The organism is Streptomyces sp. NBC_00996, assembly GCF_045162675.1.
In the GTDB taxonomy this organism is placed as follows: Bacteria; Actinomycetota; Actinomycetes; order Streptomycetales; family Streptomycetaceae; genus Streptomyces.
The window spans coordinates 7,476,015-7,490,905 of the sequence record NZ_CP108723.1; the positions used below are offsets into that span (position 1 = coordinate 7,476,015).

Here is a 14,891-nt window from a genome sequence, read left to right on the forward strand (position 1 = left end):
GCCGGGGGCCGCGCCCGCTCAACGCGGTGAGCCCCCGGCCGTGCGCAACCGTCAGAACAACCGCAGTTTGTCGTCCTCGATCCCGCGCATCGCGTTGTAGTCCAGGACCGTGCAGCCGATGCCGCGGTCGGTGGCGAGGACGCGGGCCTGGGGCTTGATCTCCTGGGCGGCGAAGATGCCGCGAACGGGCGCGAGGTGCGGATCGCGGTTCAACAGCTCCAGATAGCGCGTGAGTTGCTCCACGCCGTCGATCTCACCGCGCCGCTTGATCTCCACCGCGACGGTCTGCCCGTCGCCGTCCCGGCACAGGATGTCGACCGGGCCGATGGCCGTCATGTACTCCCGGCGGATGAGCGAGTAGCCCTGGCCGAGCGTCTCGATGCGGTCCGCGAGGAGCTCCTGAAGGTGTGCTTCCACGCCGTCCTTGATCAGGCCGGGATCCACGCCCAATTCGTGCGAGGAATCGTGGAGGATCTCCTCCATCGTGATGATGAGCTTCTCGCCCGCCTTGTTGATGACGGTCCAGACGCCCTTCTCGTCGCCGGAACCCTCCTTCAGCGTGCAGGGCGGCGACATCCAGTTGAGGGGCTTGTAGGCCCGGTCGTCCGCGTGGATCGAGACGCTGCCGTCCGCCTTCACGAGGATGAGACGGGGGGCCGACGGGAGATGGGCGGTGAGCCGGCCCGCGTAGTCCACGGAACAGCGGGCAATGACGAGACGCATGGTCGGCAACGCTACTCGACGGGCGGTGGTGCACGCGATTCTCCCACCCGTCACCCACCACCACCCTCAACCGAGAACCTCCGGTTCGCCCCTTTTACTCCTTCGTCTCCCACCACCACGCGCAACCGAGGGCCCTTTGGTCCCGCCCCTTTCTTCCTGGTAGAAGCCTGTTCGGTCGTGGCTGATTGTGTGCCTACCAGGAGTTCGCTATGTACGCATTCTCCTGGTGCCGTCACCGCCCGTTGCTTACCGTATAAACGGGAGGTCGCGATGCGTGTACTCAGCGTGTTCGATATCGCGAATTCCCTATCCCTGTCCGGCAACCCCCGAGGTCTGGGGGTGCGAGAGGAGAACCCATGTCGCTCGACGTCTCACCGGCCCTACTCGAACAGGCCGAGCGAGGCGAGGTCGACGAAGCTGACTTCGTCGACTGCGTCCGGACCTCCCTGCCCTACGCGTGGGAGATGATCAGCTCCCTGGTGGCCCAGCTGAAGGTGGACGGCGGCAACTTCGCCGACAACCAGACGCCTCCGCCGGACGAGCAGGCACGTGGCCAGCTGCTGCGTGCGCTCGCGAGTGACGCGATACGCGGCGCGCTGCAGCGGCACTTCGGAGTGCGGCTGGCCTTTCAGAACTGCCACCGGGTGGCGGTGTTCCCGCTGGACGCCTCAGTGGACGACACGCTGGCACGCTTCACCTCGGTCCGCAGTCAGCTGCTGAACCAGTCCCCGGAGTTCCGGGACTGCTGACGCGTGATGCCGCATTGCTTGCCGCTCCGTACGCGGGAGGTGCATCTGTACCGGGGCGGCAAGCTCCCCGCGCGTCCGGCCCGGGGGAGGGGCTGGACAGCCTGTTGAACGGGCCGTACGGCCCGTTGGGCCGACGGCGTCCGGTCACCTGAGGTGCGGCAGCACCTCGGAGCCGAGACGTCGTACGTTCTCCTGCGTCGCCGCCAGGTCCCCCGATCCCTCGACGAGCAGGGCGAAGCGTGAGATGCCGGTCCGCTCCGAGGTCGCCGCGAGTCGGTCGGCGCACAGCCGGGGGGTGCCCACCGGGTGCAGCCCGCAGAGCAGTTCGGTGTATTCCAGTGGGTCGCGCATCGAGCGGGCGCGGCCGTCGACCGTCACATGGGCGTCCAGCCCCTGCTTGAGCCAACCGGGCATCGCTTTGAGGAGCATCTCGACGGCGTCGGTGCGACGGTCGGCGATCTGGCAGACGCCGGCGGACACATGGGCCGCCGCGAAGATCGAGTCCGCCGGATGCCCGGCCGCGCGCGCGTACTGCCGCCACAGCGCGACCATTTCGGCCTTCTCCTCGTCCCCGACATGCATCCCGAGGAGCATCGGCAGCCCGCGCTCGGCGGCTAGCCGTACGCTCGCTTGTGAGGTGCAGGCGACGACGACCTCGGGCCCGGGGGCGCCGCTCAGTGCCTCCGACGGCCGGGGGACGACGGGGACTTCACGGAAGCTGAACCGCTCCGAGGTGCCCTGCACGGACGGCTCGCGCAGCCAGCGCACCAGCAGATCGAGTGATTCCGTGAACCCTTTCTCGTACGCCTCCAGTCCTGAACCGAAGACCTCCAGGTCGACCCACGGGCCACCGCGCCCGACGCCCAGCGAGAACCGTCCGCCGGACGTCAGATGCAGCAGTGCGGCCTGCTCGCCGAGCGCCACGGGGTGGACGGTGGGCAGCACGCTGACCGCCGTGCCGATCCGGATGCGGCTGGTGCGGCCGAGCAGGAACGCGGCGAGCGTGACGGCCGACGGGCATGTGCCGTACGGCACGAAGTGGTGCTCGGCCAGCCAAACCGAGTCGAGCCCGGCCTCCTCGGCGACCTCGGCGGACCGCACCGCCCGGTGGAGCGTCTCCCCCTGGCCCTGTCCCGGGAACTGGGCCGCCAGTACAAAACTTCCTACGTGCATCGCACTTCCTGCTTCCTCGGCTCCGACACGGAGCTCCCCCACCCCGCATAACCGCATGACACGTGCCGAAGTCACGGCCTGGCGGAGAGATTTGCGGATTGTCTGCGAAATGGGCCACCCGGTGGGGGTTCTGTGCGGGTTGGTGGAGTACGCGTACCCCTGTGCGCGCCGCGTAGGCTGGAGATGGCCCCTGCTCCCTGTATAGCTCCGTGAGGTGTCCTGTGTCCCCGCGTCGCAACCGTCCGAAGGGTGCCGGCTCGTCCGGTCCGACCGCGGACGAGGGCCGTTCGGGCCGTTACGGCGGCTGGCAGTCCACGGAGAGCTGGCAGGGCGAGGAGTGGAGCGTGCGCCATGTGGCGGGCGCGAGCGCCGAAGGCAAGACCTACCGCTGCCCCGGCTGCGACCAGATGATCCCCTCCGGTGTCCCGCACGTGGTGGCCTGGCCGGAGCACTCGGGCGTCGACGACCGCCGCCACTGGCACAAGGCCTGCTGGAACGCGAAGGACCGCCGCACCTCGCGGGTGCAGCGGTCCCGTAACGCGCCCAGGTTCTAAGCGGCCTCGGGGAAGTGAGGCACGCCCCCACGCCGCCCGGCACGCCCCCACGCCGCACTGCCACATCACCCAAGTACATCCAGTACGAGGGCGACGCGGCAGCACGCCGATGCACCGCACCGGACGACGCGGAAACGCACCCCACTTCCCCGAGGCCGCTCAGGCGGTCAACGCACCCAGGTCCTGGGCGACTTCGGAGATCGATCCGGGAGGTCAGACGTCCCGGCGCTCCAGCAGCACGAAGGCGCCGGCGATCGCCGCCGCCGTCACCCCGGCGAGCAGACCGAGCTGCGCGCCCCCGTGCCCGCTCTCCGTGTCCAGCCGGAAGATCCGCGCGAGGGCGTTGGGAGCGTTGTACTCCTGCATCTTCTCGCCGATCGTGCGCATGCTGTCGGACATCATCAGGAACGCGGGCATGATCGCGGGCACCAGCACGACGCCGAGCATCGTGGTGATCGCACCGGCCGAGTGGCGCAGCATCGAGCCCACCGCGAGCGCGAGGACACCGAGCAGCGAGACGTACAGCGCGCCCATGAGCACCGTGCCGCCCCACGAGACGTTCGAGGAGCCGCCGTGCATCCCCGAGGTCATCAGGCCGACCAGGCCGATCGCGAAGGCCGACACGACGAACGCCACCGCGAAGAAGATGATCAGCTTCGCGGCGAGCACCCGATGCCGCTGCGGTGAGGCGGTGAACGTCGTACGGATCATGCCCGTGCCGTACTCGGAGGAGACCACCAGGACGCCCAGCGTGATCAGGCAGATCTGCCCGAGCATCAGACCGAAGAAGGCCGGGATCGTGTACGGGACGTCGCTGAAGTCTTCGTTCGTGGTCTGCGCGGCGACCAGGAAGCCGATGCCGATCACCAGAAGCAGGAAGATGCCGAGCGTCCACATCGTGGAGCGCACCGACTTGATCTTCGTCCACTCGGAGGTGAGCGCGTGACCGAGGTGGGTGCGGGTGATCGGGATCGGCGAGGTGTACGCAGTGCCGGGCGCCGCCTGCCAGTTGGGGGCAGCGACGGCCTGCTGCGGCATCGGGGGCTGGGGCGTGCTCATCGGGCGTCCTCGGGCTTGGTCAGGTCGGGGGCGGCGGGCGCGGCGGGCGGCTGTGCCGGAGCCTGGGCGGGCTGCGCGGGGGCCTGGGGCGCCGCCTGGGCGTACGGGTTGGCGTCCGCGGTACCAGGAGCGGCCGGGGCGACCGGAGACCCGTACGGGCCCGGCTGTGCCTGCGGCATCGCGAACGGCTGCCCGCCCTGCTGGGGCGGCGGCGGTGCGTACCAGCCCGGCTGGCCCTGACCCGCCACCGGCATCTGCTGCGGCGGCACGGCACCGGGCGGCAGCTCCTGCTGGAGCCCGGCCTTCTGGTCGATGGTCGAGCGGTAGTCGACTGCGCCCTGCGTCATCCGCATGTACGCCTCCTCCAGCGAGGCCTGGTGCGGCGACAGCTCCCACAGGCGGACGTCGGCGGAGTGCGCGAGGTCGCTGATGCGGGGGAGCGGGAGACCGGTGACGCGCAGCGCACCGTCCTGCTCGGGCAGCACCTGGCCGCCCGCCTCGGTCAGCGCTGCGGTGAGCTTCTCGCGCTGCTGCGGCTCGGTGTCCGGGGTGCGGACCCGGGCGAAGTCGGCCGAGTTGTGCGAAATGAAGTCCTTGATGTTCATGTCGGCGAGCAGCTGGCCGCGGCCGATCACGATCAGGTGGTCGGCGGTCAGCGCCATCTCGCTCATCAGGTGCGAGGAGACGAAGACCGTACGGCCCTCCGCCGCGAGCGACTTCATCAGGTTGCGGACCCAGAGGATGCCCTCGGGGTCGAGGCCGTTGACCGGCTCGTCGAAGAGCAGCACCTGCGGGTCGCCGAGCAGCGCGGCGGCGATGCCGAGCCGCTGGCCCATGCCGAGCGAGAAACCCTTCGAGCGCTTCCTGGCCACGTCCTGGAGCCCGACGACACCGAGCACCTCGTCCACGCGGCGGGCCGGGATGCCCGACAGCTGGGCGAGGCACAGCAGGTGATTGCGGGCGTGCCGGCCGCCGTGCACGGCCTTGGCGTCGAGGAGCGCGCCGACCTGGCGGGGCGCGTTCGGCAGCTTGCGGTAGGGGAAGCCGCCGATGGTCACTTGCCCCGAGGTGGGGTTGTCCAGACCGAGGATCATCCGCATCGTGGTCGACTTGCCCGAGCCGTTGGGCCCGAGGAAGCCGGTGACGGCGCCCGGCCGCACCTGGAAGGAAAGGTTGTACACGGCCGTCTTGTCGCCGTAGCGCTTCGTCAGGCCGACTGCCTCGATCATGCTCCGCACCCATCGAAAGGTTCAGGACGTCGGGGCGCACGCCCCCGTAAGGGTTAGGAGGATATCGGGGCGCTGACGGTTCCACTCAAGAGAAAGTAAAACAGCGCAGGTCATACGCGGGAGAGTGCGGGTAAGAACTCTTACCCGCACTCCCACCTTTGTCAGGTACCCGTCGCGCCTGGTCAGGCCGGAAACGGAACGCTCACACCCGATACGGCAACGAGTCGTCCAGCGGCGGCAGGTCGTCGTACAGCCGCAGCTCCGCCGATTCGTCGACGTACGGCAGGAAGTCGGTCTGGGGCAGCACCCAGCCCTCCTCGCCGAAGATCCGCGTGCCCCGCTCGCGCAGCGACCGCTCGCCCCCGGCGCGCCGCACCCAGGTGGCCGGGTCGGGGCCGAGCAGTTCGCGCAGCCGCGCGGAGTCGGCGAGCAGCGAGGCGAGCAGCTCGGACTGGTCGCCGCCCCCGGGGCGGGGCTGTCCCGTGACCGGGTCGGCCAGCACGCCGTGCGCGCTGAAGTAGATGTACGCGCCGCCGAGCCGCTCCCCGGACGGCATGGTCATCGTGAACGTGTCGCCCGGGAGTATCGCCCGCCGGTAGTCGGGGAACTCGGTGTCGTCGACCGCCTTCAACTGCGTCGAATCCAGCCAGGTCACCACGAGCGTGGTCTCGGCGCCCCGGTCGACGTACGGCGTCCCTGCCACGTAGCCCGCCGGGCTGATGTGCCCCGAGCAGCCGACCCCGATGCCCTGCACGCGCACCGGCACCATCGGCACCGTCGCCGGGATGCCGAGCCGGGTCAGCTTGTGGGCGACCTGCCCGGGGGAGGCGTTCGAGCCGACCGCGATGACCGGGTGACGGCGTCCCGTGACCACCTGGCCGAGGTCGGCGAGCGCTTCGTCGAGCCGCTGCTGCGCCTCCTGCTCCTCCACGTACCACTCGCCGAGCCTGAGCGGCCGTACGTCGAGCTGGAGCAGCTCGCCGCCGGTCAGCAGGGAGGGCTCGGTGGTGGGACGGCCGGGATAGGTGAGCGGTTTCTTGGCGGGCACGTCGTCCAGGCCCAGTGCCTCAAGGCTTCGGTCCTTCGTCGTCACGGTGACGCCCTTCGGGGGTGGTCGCGCGATACGGGCTGGGGAGTGTCTGAGCCTTCCACGCGAGATGTACCCGGGGCTGGGCCTGGTCTCCCCGTCTGGACGGGGTTGGCCGGAACGGACACCGGGAATCATGCCGTCCCATTGTACGAGTGGGAGCGAAGTCGGTTACGGGGGTGGCGAGTTGGATTTACTGAGACAGCCGGGGAGGGGCCGGGCGCATCCGCGCTTCCGTACGTCCGTTCGCTGGTGGATCGCCGGACGCACCGTCCACGCCCTGCTCCTGATGACGCTCGGCGCGCTGGCCGGACTCTCGCTGGTCATCGCGACCGCCTGGACGCTGACCGAGCACTCGCCGCGGTCGATGGCCGAGCGGTTCTCGAACGAGGAGCGGCTTTTCGACCTCAGCCTCACCGTGCTGCGCGCCTGCGTCGGCACGGACAACCTCGAACCCGAACCGGACAGCACTGCGCACCAGCTGCTCGCCACCCTCGCCTCGGTCACCGGCTCGCTGGTGCCCGCGGTGCTCCTGGGCATCGTCCTGATCAAGATGTTCGCGCTGCGGCCTTTCGTCTGGCGGCAGCGGGCCAGCATCTCGCAGGCCTGGACCGCGGACTTCCCCGGCTACTCCCGGCTGCACGCGAACAGCGAGGACGCGATCATCGCCGTTCGCTTCTACAACCGCTTCGACAATCTGTCGGTCGTGGACCTGCGCGCCCGAGCCCATCTGCGCTACCTGGAACGCTCACCGCATGACGGCAGCCTCGTCATCTACAAGCAGTGGCTGAAGGTCCTGGACGCGAAGGGCGAGCCGGCCGACGAGCGGTCCTGGCTCGCGGTCGAGCGCGGGGCACCCTTCACGGTGTGGATACCGGTCGAGGCACCGGTGGCCGAGCTGCCGTTCCGGCGCATCCAGGGCAAGGACCTGTCCGGGTCGTACGGCGTGAAGCTGCTCGTGCGGCTGACCGCGCGAACCGTGGGTCTCGGCACCGAGGTCGCCGACGAGCGCTGGTTCGACCTGGAGGGCGGCGACTTCGAGCTCGGCCGTTTCGTGCCGCTCCAGCCGGACCTGGACAAGGACGTGTGGCGCTGGGAGGGCTGGACGGACTTCGACGGACTGATCCAGCGGCTGCCGCCCGACGACGGTGAGCCCACACGTCCGGGGTCTTGAGCGATGTCATGCGTTCCGCCTTTCGAGCGAGGTCAGGCATCCCGTTTCTTCAGCAGCGCATAACCGCCGATGAGCGCCGCGGCCACCCACAGCACCATGATCGCGAGGCCGCCCCAGGGTCCGTACGGAGTGTCGTCGCCGATCGGGGTCACGACCCGCATGATCTTGCTGCCGGCCTGGTCGGGCAGATAGCGGCCGACCTTCTTGGTCGCGGAGACGGCTCCCAGGATGTTGGAGATCAGGAAGAAGAACGGCATCAGGATGCCCAGCGAGAGCATCGGACTGCGCAGCATCGCCGCGACGCCCATGGAGAAGACGGCGATGAGCGTCATGTAGAGCCCGCCGCCGATCACCGCGCGCAGCACGCCCGGGTCGCCGATGGACGCCTTGTGCGCGCCGAGCACCGCCTGGCCCAGGAAGAAGGCGACGAAGCTGGTGATCATGCCGACGACGAGGGCGAGGCCCGTCGCCACCGCGATCTTGCTGAACAGGAACGTGCCGCGCTGCGGGACCGCGGCGAGCGAGGTGCGGATCATGCCGGTGCTGTACTCGTTGCCCACGACCAGCACCCCGAACACGATCATCGCGAGCTGACCGAGGGTCATGCCCGCGAAGCTGATGAATGTCGGGTCGAAGGAGAGCCGCTCCCGCACGGGCATCCTGTCGAACTCGTTCTTCGACAGCAGCGAGATCAGGATGCCGAGGGCGATGGTGACGACCGCCGCGAGACTGAGCGTCCAGACGGTGGATGCGACGGACCGGATCTTGGTCCACTCCGACTTGAGAACCTGGGTGGCTGCCATGATCAGCCCCTCTTCCGGTCGCCGCCCCATTGCGGGGCCGGCCGCGGGGTCGGTGTGTGCGGGGTGTCGGCGTGCGCGTGGTACTCCACCGACTCCGCGGTCAGCTGCATGAAGGCCTCTTCGAGGGAGGCCTGTTGCGGACTGAGCTCGTGCAGCACGATCTGGTGCTGGGCAGCAAGCTCACCGATGTGCTCCGGCTTGCCGCCGTCCACATCGAGGGTGCCGCTGCCCGTCTCGACGACGGTGATCCCGGCGCCGTGCAATACATCGAGGAGCCGCTCGCGCTGGGGGGAGCGGATACGGACGTACGACCGCGAGTTCTGCTGGATGAAGTCGGCCATCGAGGTGTCGGCGAGGAGTCTGCCCTGGCCGATGACGACGAGGTGGTCGGCGGTCAGCGCCATCTCGCTCATGAGGTGGGAGGAGACGAAGACCGTACGGCCCTGCGCGGCGAGCGACTTCATGAGGTTGCGGATCCAGTGAATGCCCTCGGGGTCCAGACCGTTGACCGGCTCGTCGAACATCAGGATCCGCGGGTCGCCGAGCAGCGCGCCCGCGATGCCGAGCCGCTGGCCCATGCCGAGTGAGAACCCTTTGGCCTTCTTGTTCGCCACCGGGGTGAGCCCCACCGTGTCGAGGACCTCGTGGACGCGTGCCTTGGGGATGCCGTTGCTCTGGGCGAGGCAGAGGAGGTGGTTGAACGCGCTGCGGCCGCCGTGCATGGCCTTGGCGTCCAGCAGGGCGCCGATGTATTTGAGCGGCTCCCTCAGATGGTTGTAGTGCTGACCGTCGATCCGGACATCGCCCGCGGTCGGGTGGTCGAGCCCGAGCATCATCCGCATCGTCGTGGACTTTCCGGCGCCGTTGGGGCCGAGGAAGCCGGTCACGATGCCGGGTCTGACGGCGAAGGTGAGGTTGTTCACCGCCACCTTCTCGCCATACCGCTTGGTCAGCCCCTCGAGCTCAATCATGCGGCCACGCTAAGTCGGGCGGTTTGGCTGTGCCACTTGAGCAGGGGGGTCGAGCCGCTCGTCGGCCGGGGCCGGCTGCTGCGCCGCTGTGGCCGGTCGCACCCACGCGGCGGAGCCGCACGCTGTCACAACCCCGCGCGCCCTGTAGGGCACGACAAAGGCCCGCGCCCCCGGCGGAGGGTGCGGGCCTTTGACGGTGCTCGGTGATTACCGGGACTGCTGGGCCGGAACCCCACGGGAGATCGGCTCGTCCTCGGCCGGCGTGCCGGCGGCGGCCACCGCGGCGCCCGTGAGCGTCGCGAGCATCTCGCGGACGTTCGTGAGCTGGGCGTTGATCGAGTCGCGGCGGTTGGTGAGGGCCGCGAGCTCGCGCTCGGATTCCGAACGGATGCGGTCGGCCTTGGCGTTCGCGTCGGCCACGATGTCCTCGGCCTGGCGCTGAGCCGTCTCGACCGTCTGGCGGGCGCGGCGCTCGGCATCGGTGCGCAGCTTCTCGGCCTCCAGGCGGAGCTGCTCCGCGCGGTGCTCGATCTCCGCGAGGCGCTTCTCGGCCTTGGCCTGCCGCGAGGCCAGGTCGCGCTCGGACTGCTCACGGCGCTTGGCGAGGTTCGTCTCGAAGTCGGCGGCGGCCTGAGCGGCCTTGGCACGGGTCTCCTCGAAGAGGGCGTCCGCCTCCTCGCGCTTGGACTGCGCGTCCTTCTGCGCCTCGGAGCGCAGCTGCGAGGCGTCGCTCTTGGCCTTCTCGACGATCCGGACGCCCTCGTCCTCCGCCTTGGCCTTGCGGTCCGCAGCGAACGATTCTGCGTCGTTGCGCACCTGCTGGGCCGCCGACTCGGCGAGCTCACGGTGCTGCTCGGCCGCGCGACGGGCCTCCTCGCGCAGGTCCTTCGCCTCCTCCTCGGCGAGGCGGAGGATTTTCTCGACGCGCGCGCCGAGACCCGCGTACGACGGCTCGGCGTCGCTGACCTGGGCCTGGGCGTTCTGCGTCTCGAGATGGAGCTCCTCGATGCGCTTTTCCAGAGCAGTGATACGGGCCAGAGCGCTGTCACGGTCGGAGACGAGCTTCGAGATGCGTTCGTCCACCTGAGCGCGGTCGTACCCACGCCGCACAAGCTCGAAGCCGTAGGGGGAAGTGTCGCTCATGGGGTTCCTGTCGAATGAGACCGGTGAGGTGATAGGGGGAATCCTAGGGGTCAAAGCGGTGTGTCATCGAGCGGATACGTGTTTGATCTGGAGAATGAGACTCCTTTTGGGTGGCTGACTGTCGGAGGGCTTGCCAGAGCCTGTGCCAAAGGTCCCTGCAAAGCATGGAATCGGTGCTTCTGGCTAGCCCTCTGCCGACTTGCCACCCGAACGAGTTGCGCCCGCCGCGGCGCCCGCCTTGACCCCACCGTCCTTGTTGCCGGACGGGGCCTCAAACGACTCCAACGCCTCCAGGACGTCCTGGACACGGGAGATCTCCGCGTTGATGTCCTCGCGGCGGCGCACCAGGACCTCCAGGTCGCGCTTGCCCTCCTCGACCGCGGCCTTCGCCTCCTGGATCGCCTCGGACCTGATCTTCTCGGCCTCGGCGACGAGCGAGGTCTTCTTCTGCTCGGCCTCCTTGAGGAGCCCCTCCGCCTTCTTGACCGCGGCGATTCGTACCTTGCTCGCCTCGGAGTTGGCCTCCGACACCAGGTCCTTCGCCTTCGCCTCGGCCTCGGCGAGCTGGTCCTCGGCCGCCTTCACGAGCGCGTCGCAGCGCTCGCCGGCCGTCTTCATCGCCTCGGCCGACTCGCGGCGGGCCCGGTCGTGCAGCTCCTCGATCTCCGTGGTGATGCGGTCGCGCAGCTCCTCCGCGCGCTCCCTTATCGCCGTCGCGTCCCGGCGCGCGCCGACCAGCAGTTCGTCCGCGTCCGTACGGGCCCGCTCCACCAGGGAATTGCCTTCCACGGTCGCCTCGGAGACCAGCCGCTCGGCCTCGTTGCGCGCCGCACCGACCATCGTGTCGGCCTGCGACTCGGCTTCCGCCGTCGTCTTCTGCGCGCTCTGCTGCGCCTCGGAGAGCAGCTTGTCCGCCTCGGACGCGGTCTCCGAGATGAGGGTGTCGACCTGCTCGGCCGCCTCGGAGCGCCGCTTGTTGGACTCCTGGCGTGCCTCGTCCAGCGTGCGCTCGGCCTCCTCGCGCGCCGACGAGGTGAGCCGCTCGGCCTCTGCCGCCGCCTCTGCCTTGACGCGCTCCGCCTCGGTGCGGATCCGCTCGGCGTGCTGCTGCGCGGAACCGACCGTCTCGGCGGCCTCGGCCCGCAGCCGCTCCGAGTCTCCGGTCGCGTCCGAGATCAGCTGCTCGGCCTTGGCCACGGATTCGGCCCGTACGCGCTCGGCCGCGGCGGCGGTCTCGTTCGTGAGCCGCTCGGCCTCCGCCGCCGTCTCGGTGATGAGGGTGTCCGCCTGCGTGGCCGCGTCCGAACGGATCCGGTTGGCGTCCTCCCGGGCGTCCGCGCGGGTCCGCGAGGCGTCCTGCTCGGCGTTCGCGATGGTGTCGGACGCCTCGGTGCGGACGCGCTGGGCGTGCTCGGCGGCGTCCGAGCGCAGCCGCTCGGACTCGGCGATGGCCTCGGAAACCGTGCGCTCCGCGAGCGACTTGGCGGCCTCTGTTTCCGCTGCCGCCTCCCGCCGGATGCGCCCCGCGTCCTCGGACGCCCGCTCCCGCTCCGCGTACGCGTCGGCGCGGACCCGGTCCGCCTCCTCCTGCGCCTCGGTCCGGGTACGGTCCGCCACGTGCTCGGCGGCGCTGCGCAGACCCGCGATCTCCTCCTGGGCCTGCTCGTGCAGCCCGGCCACGGAGTCGCGCACCTGCTGCGCGGTCTGCTCGGCGTTGGAGACCATCTCGGTCGCCCGCCGGTCGGCCTCCTCGACCAGGCGTACGGCCTCGGCCTGCGCCTCGTCGACGCGGTTGCGCGCGGAAGCCAGCAGCTCCTCGCTCTGTTCGCGGGCCCGCTCACGCTCCTGGTCGGCCTCCTGGCGCGCGGAGCCGAGAAGCTCCTCGGCCTCGCGGCGGCGCCGGGCGGCCTCCTCCTGCGCGGCGGCCAGCGTCTCGGCCCCCTCGGTCGCCAGCCGCTCGGCCGCGGCCTGCGCCTCCGCTCGTACGCGATCGGCGCTGTCCTGAGCCTCCGACTTCAGCCGCTCGGCCTCCGCCGCGGCCTCCGAACGCAGTCGTACGGCGATGGCCTCGCCCTCGGCGCGTGAGGTGGACGCGTCCGCGGCCGCTTCATTGCGCAGCCGCTCGGCCTCGGCCTCGGCCTGTGCCTGGAGCGTGCGGATCCGATCGGCGGCCTCCGTGCGCAGCCGGTCCGTCTCCTCGACGGCCTCGCGGCGGATCCGCTCGGCCTCCGCGCGCGCGTCCGTCAGCGCCTGCTCGGCGGCGGCCAGGCGCTCCTCGGCCTCCGTGTGGCGACGGGTCAGTTCCTCGGCGGCCTCGGCCTGGCGAGCCGCTATGGCGCGCTCGGTCTCCTCGCGCAGCAGCTCGGCCGCGCGCTCGGCGTCCGCCTTGATCTCCTCGGACTGCTCGACCGCCTCCGCCCGATGCCGCTCGGCCTCGGCGCGGGTGCGCTCCAGGGTCTCCTCGGCCTGTCGGCGCAGCGTGGTGGCGCGCTCGATGGCCTCGGTGCGGACCTTCTCGCTGTCCGTCGTGGCCGCCGTACGCAGCTCGTCCGCGTCGGCCTTCGCCTTGGCGAGCAGGTCCTCGGCGGTCTTGGCCGCCTCTTCGATCTGCTGGACGGCCTCGCGGCGGGCCTCGGCGCGAATGCGCTCGCCCTCGGAGACCGCGTCGGCCCGCAGCTGCTCGGCCTCGCCGCGCAGCCGGCGCGCCTCCTCCTGCAGCTCGACCGTCTTGGCGCGGTACTCCTTGGTGTCGTCCTTCGCCGTGCCCTTGAGCTGCTCGGCGATGTCGTGCGCCTCGGCGCGCAGCCGGTCGGCCTCGGCCTCCGCCTCGGTGCGGATCCGCTCGGCCTCCTCGGCGGCGGCCTTGGTGGTCGTCTTGGCTTCCTCGGACGCCTTGTTGAGCACGTCCTCGGCGGTACGGGCCGCCTTGGAGAGCTGGGACGCGGTCTCCTCGGCGGTGAGGCTGCGGGCGTTCTCCTCGGCTTCCGCGATGATCTTCTCGGCCTTGGTGCGCGCCTCCGCGACGACCTGTTCGGCCTCGGACTTGGTGGTCTCGGCCTCCTTGGTGGCCTCGCTGACCAGCCGGGCGACCTGCTCCTTCGCCGTACGCGTGCGCTGCTCGTTCGCCGACTCCGCGCTGGAGAGGACCTTGGCCGCGGTCTCCTTCGCCTCCGCGACGACCTTGTCGGCCTCGGTCCGCGCCTCGCGCAGCGCCGCCTCCGCCTCGGTCATGCGCTGCTCGGCGGCCCGGCTCAGTTCGGTCGCCTGGCGGCGGGCGGTGTCCGACTCGGTCGCCGTGGAGCTGCGCAGCTGCTCGGCGTGGTCGGTGGCCTCCTGGGCCTGGGTGGACGCCGCGTTCAGCAGCCGCTCGGCGTCCGTGCGGGCCCGGCGCAGCAGCTGCTCGGCCTCCGCGCGGGCCGACTCGGCGTCGGTGGTCAGCCGCTGCCGCGCCTCGGCGGCGACCCGCTCGGCCTCCGCGCGGGCGGCGGCCAGTGCCTGGTCGGCCTCGGCGCGCGATTCCTCCAGGAGACGGCGGGCCTGCGACTCGGTGCGGGCGCGCAGCTGTTCCGCCCAGGCCACGTTCTCGTTGACGTGCGACTCGACGGTCTGCCGGCGCTCGGCCAGCTCCTGGTCGAGCTGCTGTCGGCGCGTGACCGCTTCCTGGTGCAGCTCCGCCTGCAGGCGCGCGGCCTGCTCGGCGTGCTCCTGCAGGATCCGCTGTGTCTGCGCGCGGGCCTGGCTCAGCTCGCGCTCGGCGTCCGCGCGCAGCTGGTCGGCCTGGATCTGGGCATTGCGGAGCAGCTGCTCGGCCTGGTACCCGATGTCGCCGCCGTCGTAGGCAGGACGGGTCGCCAGACTGCGCCGCGCCTCGTGCAGCTTGGCGCGCAGCACCTCGACCTGATAGCCGAGGTCCTCGGCGTGCTGGACGGCCTTCTCCCGCTCGGTCTTCAGCCGTTCCATCTCGGCCTCGAACCGAGAGAGGTGGTCGACGTCAGCCGCCGGCTCTCGCTCCTGGCGTTCGTAGCCCCGCACTGCGCGGTCCCATCCGTCCCCTGGTCGCAAGTCTCTCCAAACGAGCTCCGTCCATCCGCCGAACGGGGCCCCCGGGGGAATGGTGTCAGATCAACGGCGGAGCATGGGCTGCTGCCCCGACGCTCGTCCCCCGAAACCTGGACCCCGGCCCTCGGTCCTGCTCGTTGGAATGCGGCAGGACCTCGGCCGTCCCC

General features: G+C 70.6%; 12 protein-coding genes. 3 read left to right on the forward strand and 9 right to left on the reverse strand.

The features are described from left to right. Positions 1-51: 51 nt before the first annotated feature. On the reverse strand, positions 52-723 hold the full coding sequence (gene nucS, locus OG390_RS35175; RefSeq protein WP_406173475.1) for an endonuclease NucS: 672 nt from the start codon (positions 721-723) through the stop codon (positions 52-54). Positions 724-1,079: 356 nt separating this feature from the next. Here nucS and OG390_RS35180 point away from each other — a divergent pair, with 356 nt between their 5' ends. Further along, complete coding sequence (locus tag OG390_RS35180) at positions 1,080-1,472, forward strand: SCO5389 family protein (RefSeq protein WP_362024148.1); 393 nt, start codon at positions 1,080-1,082, stop codon at positions 1,470-1,472. 144 nt (positions 1,473-1,616) lie between these two features. Here the strand turns inward: OG390_RS35180 and OG390_RS35185 are convergent, their stop codons facing one another. After that, entirely contained in the window at positions 1,617-2,645 is a 1,029-nt protein-coding gene (locus OG390_RS35185) for an LLM class flavin-dependent oxidoreductase (RefSeq protein ID WP_406173477.1), read from the reverse strand. Between the two features lie 221 nt (positions 2,646-2,866). Between OG390_RS35185 and OG390_RS35190 the strand changes: the two genes are divergently transcribed. Further along, a complete protein-coding gene (locus tag OG390_RS35190; RefSeq protein ID WP_406173479.1) occupies positions 2,867-3,199 on the forward strand; it encodes an ATP/GTP-binding protein in 333 nt (110 codons plus the stop codon). A 213-nt stretch (positions 3,200-3,412) separates the two neighbouring features. Here the strand turns inward: OG390_RS35190 and OG390_RS35195 are convergent, their stop codons facing one another. The 3 genes from OG390_RS35195 to OG390_RS35205 all read right to left on the reverse strand — a co-directional run bounded on the left by OG390_RS35195 (position 3,413) and on the right by OG390_RS35205 (position 6,580). After that, a complete protein-coding gene (locus OG390_RS35195; protein WP_406173481.1) occupies positions 3,413-4,258 on the reverse strand; it encodes an ABC transporter permease in 846 nt (281 codons plus the stop codon). Beyond that, the gene (locus tag OG390_RS35200; protein ID WP_406173483.1) at positions 4,255-5,487 is read right to left on the reverse strand and encodes an ABC transporter ATP-binding protein; all 1,233 of its coding nucleotides are present in this window, start codon (positions 5,485-5,487) and stop codon (positions 4,255-4,257) included. The genes OG390_RS35195 and OG390_RS35200 overlap by 4 nt, the downstream gene beginning before the upstream one ends. 202 nt (positions 5,488-5,689) lie before the next feature. Continuing rightward, positions 5,690-6,580, reverse strand: a complete 891-nt coding sequence (locus tag OG390_RS35205) for a hypothetical protein (RefSeq protein WP_406173485.1) — start codon at positions 6,578-6,580, stop codon at positions 5,690-5,692. 181 nt (positions 6,581-6,761) lie between these two features. Here OG390_RS35205 and OG390_RS35210 point away from each other — a divergent pair, with 181 nt between their 5' ends. Next, a complete protein-coding gene (locus tag OG390_RS35210) occupies positions 6,762-7,748 on the forward strand; it encodes a hypothetical protein (RefSeq protein WP_406173487.1) in 987 nt (328 codons plus the stop codon). Positions 7,749-7,780: 32 nt separating this feature from the next. Here OG390_RS35210 and OG390_RS35215 read toward each other — a convergent pair whose 3' ends face one another. The 4 genes from OG390_RS35215 to scy all read right to left on the reverse strand — a co-directional run bounded on the left by OG390_RS35215 (position 7,781) and on the right by scy (position 14,697). Further along, positions 7,781-8,551: an ABC transporter permease gene (locus OG390_RS35215; protein ID WP_406173489.1), complete on the reverse strand. Its 771-nt coding sequence runs from the start codon at positions 8,549-8,551 to the stop codon at positions 7,781-7,783. A gap of 2 nt (positions 8,552-8,553) precedes the next feature. Further along, positions 8,554-9,522 carry an ABC transporter ATP-binding protein gene (locus OG390_RS35220; protein WP_406173491.1) on the reverse strand — a complete coding sequence of 323 codons (969 nt, stop codon included), beginning with the start codon at positions 9,520-9,522 and terminating at the stop codon, positions 8,554-8,556. Between the two features lie 207 nt (positions 9,523-9,729). Then, positions 9,730-10,665 carry a cellulose-binding protein gene (locus OG390_RS35225; RefSeq protein ID WP_399081525.1) on the reverse strand — a complete coding sequence of 312 codons (936 nt, stop codon included), beginning with the start codon at positions 10,663-10,665 and terminating at the stop codon, positions 9,730-9,732. Between the two features lie 183 nt (positions 10,666-10,848). After that, entirely contained in the window at positions 10,849-14,697 is a 3,849-nt protein-coding gene (scy, locus tag OG390_RS35230; protein WP_406173493.1) for a polarized growth protein Scy, read from the reverse strand. Positions 14,698-14,891 lie beyond the last annotated feature (194 nt).

Bases quoted from the DNA above. Each gene is read 5' to 3' on its own strand.
- nucS (WP_406173475.1), bottom strand. From the start codon at position 723: ATGCGTCTCGTCATTGCCCGCTGTTCCGTGGACTACGCGGGCCGGCTC.
- OG390_RS35180 (WP_362024148.1), top strand. From the start codon at position 1,080: ATGTCGCTCGACGTCTCACCGGCCCTACTCGAACAGGCCGAGCGAGGC.
- OG390_RS35185 (WP_406173477.1), bottom strand. From the start codon at position 2,645: ATGCACGTAGGAAGTTTTGTACTGGCGGCCCAGTTCCCGGGACAGGGC.
- OG390_RS35195 (WP_406173481.1), bottom strand. From the start codon at position 4,258: ATGAGCACGCCCCAGCCCCCGATGCCGCAGCAGGCCGTCGCTGCCCCC.
- OG390_RS35200 (WP_406173483.1), bottom strand. From the start codon at position 5,487: ATGATCGAGGCAGTCGGCCTGACGAAGCGCTACGGCGACAAGACGGCC.
- OG390_RS35215 (WP_406173489.1), bottom strand. From the start codon at position 8,551: ATGGCAGCCACCCAGGTTCTCAAGTCGGAGTGGACCAAGATCCGGTCC.
- OG390_RS35220 (WP_406173491.1), bottom strand. From the start codon at position 9,522: ATGATTGAGCTCGAGGGGCTGACCAAGCGGTATGGCGAGAAGGTGGCG.
- OG390_RS35225 (WP_399081525.1), bottom strand. From the start codon at position 10,665: ATGAGCGACACTTCCCCCTACGGCTTCGAGCTTGTGCGGCGTGGGTAC.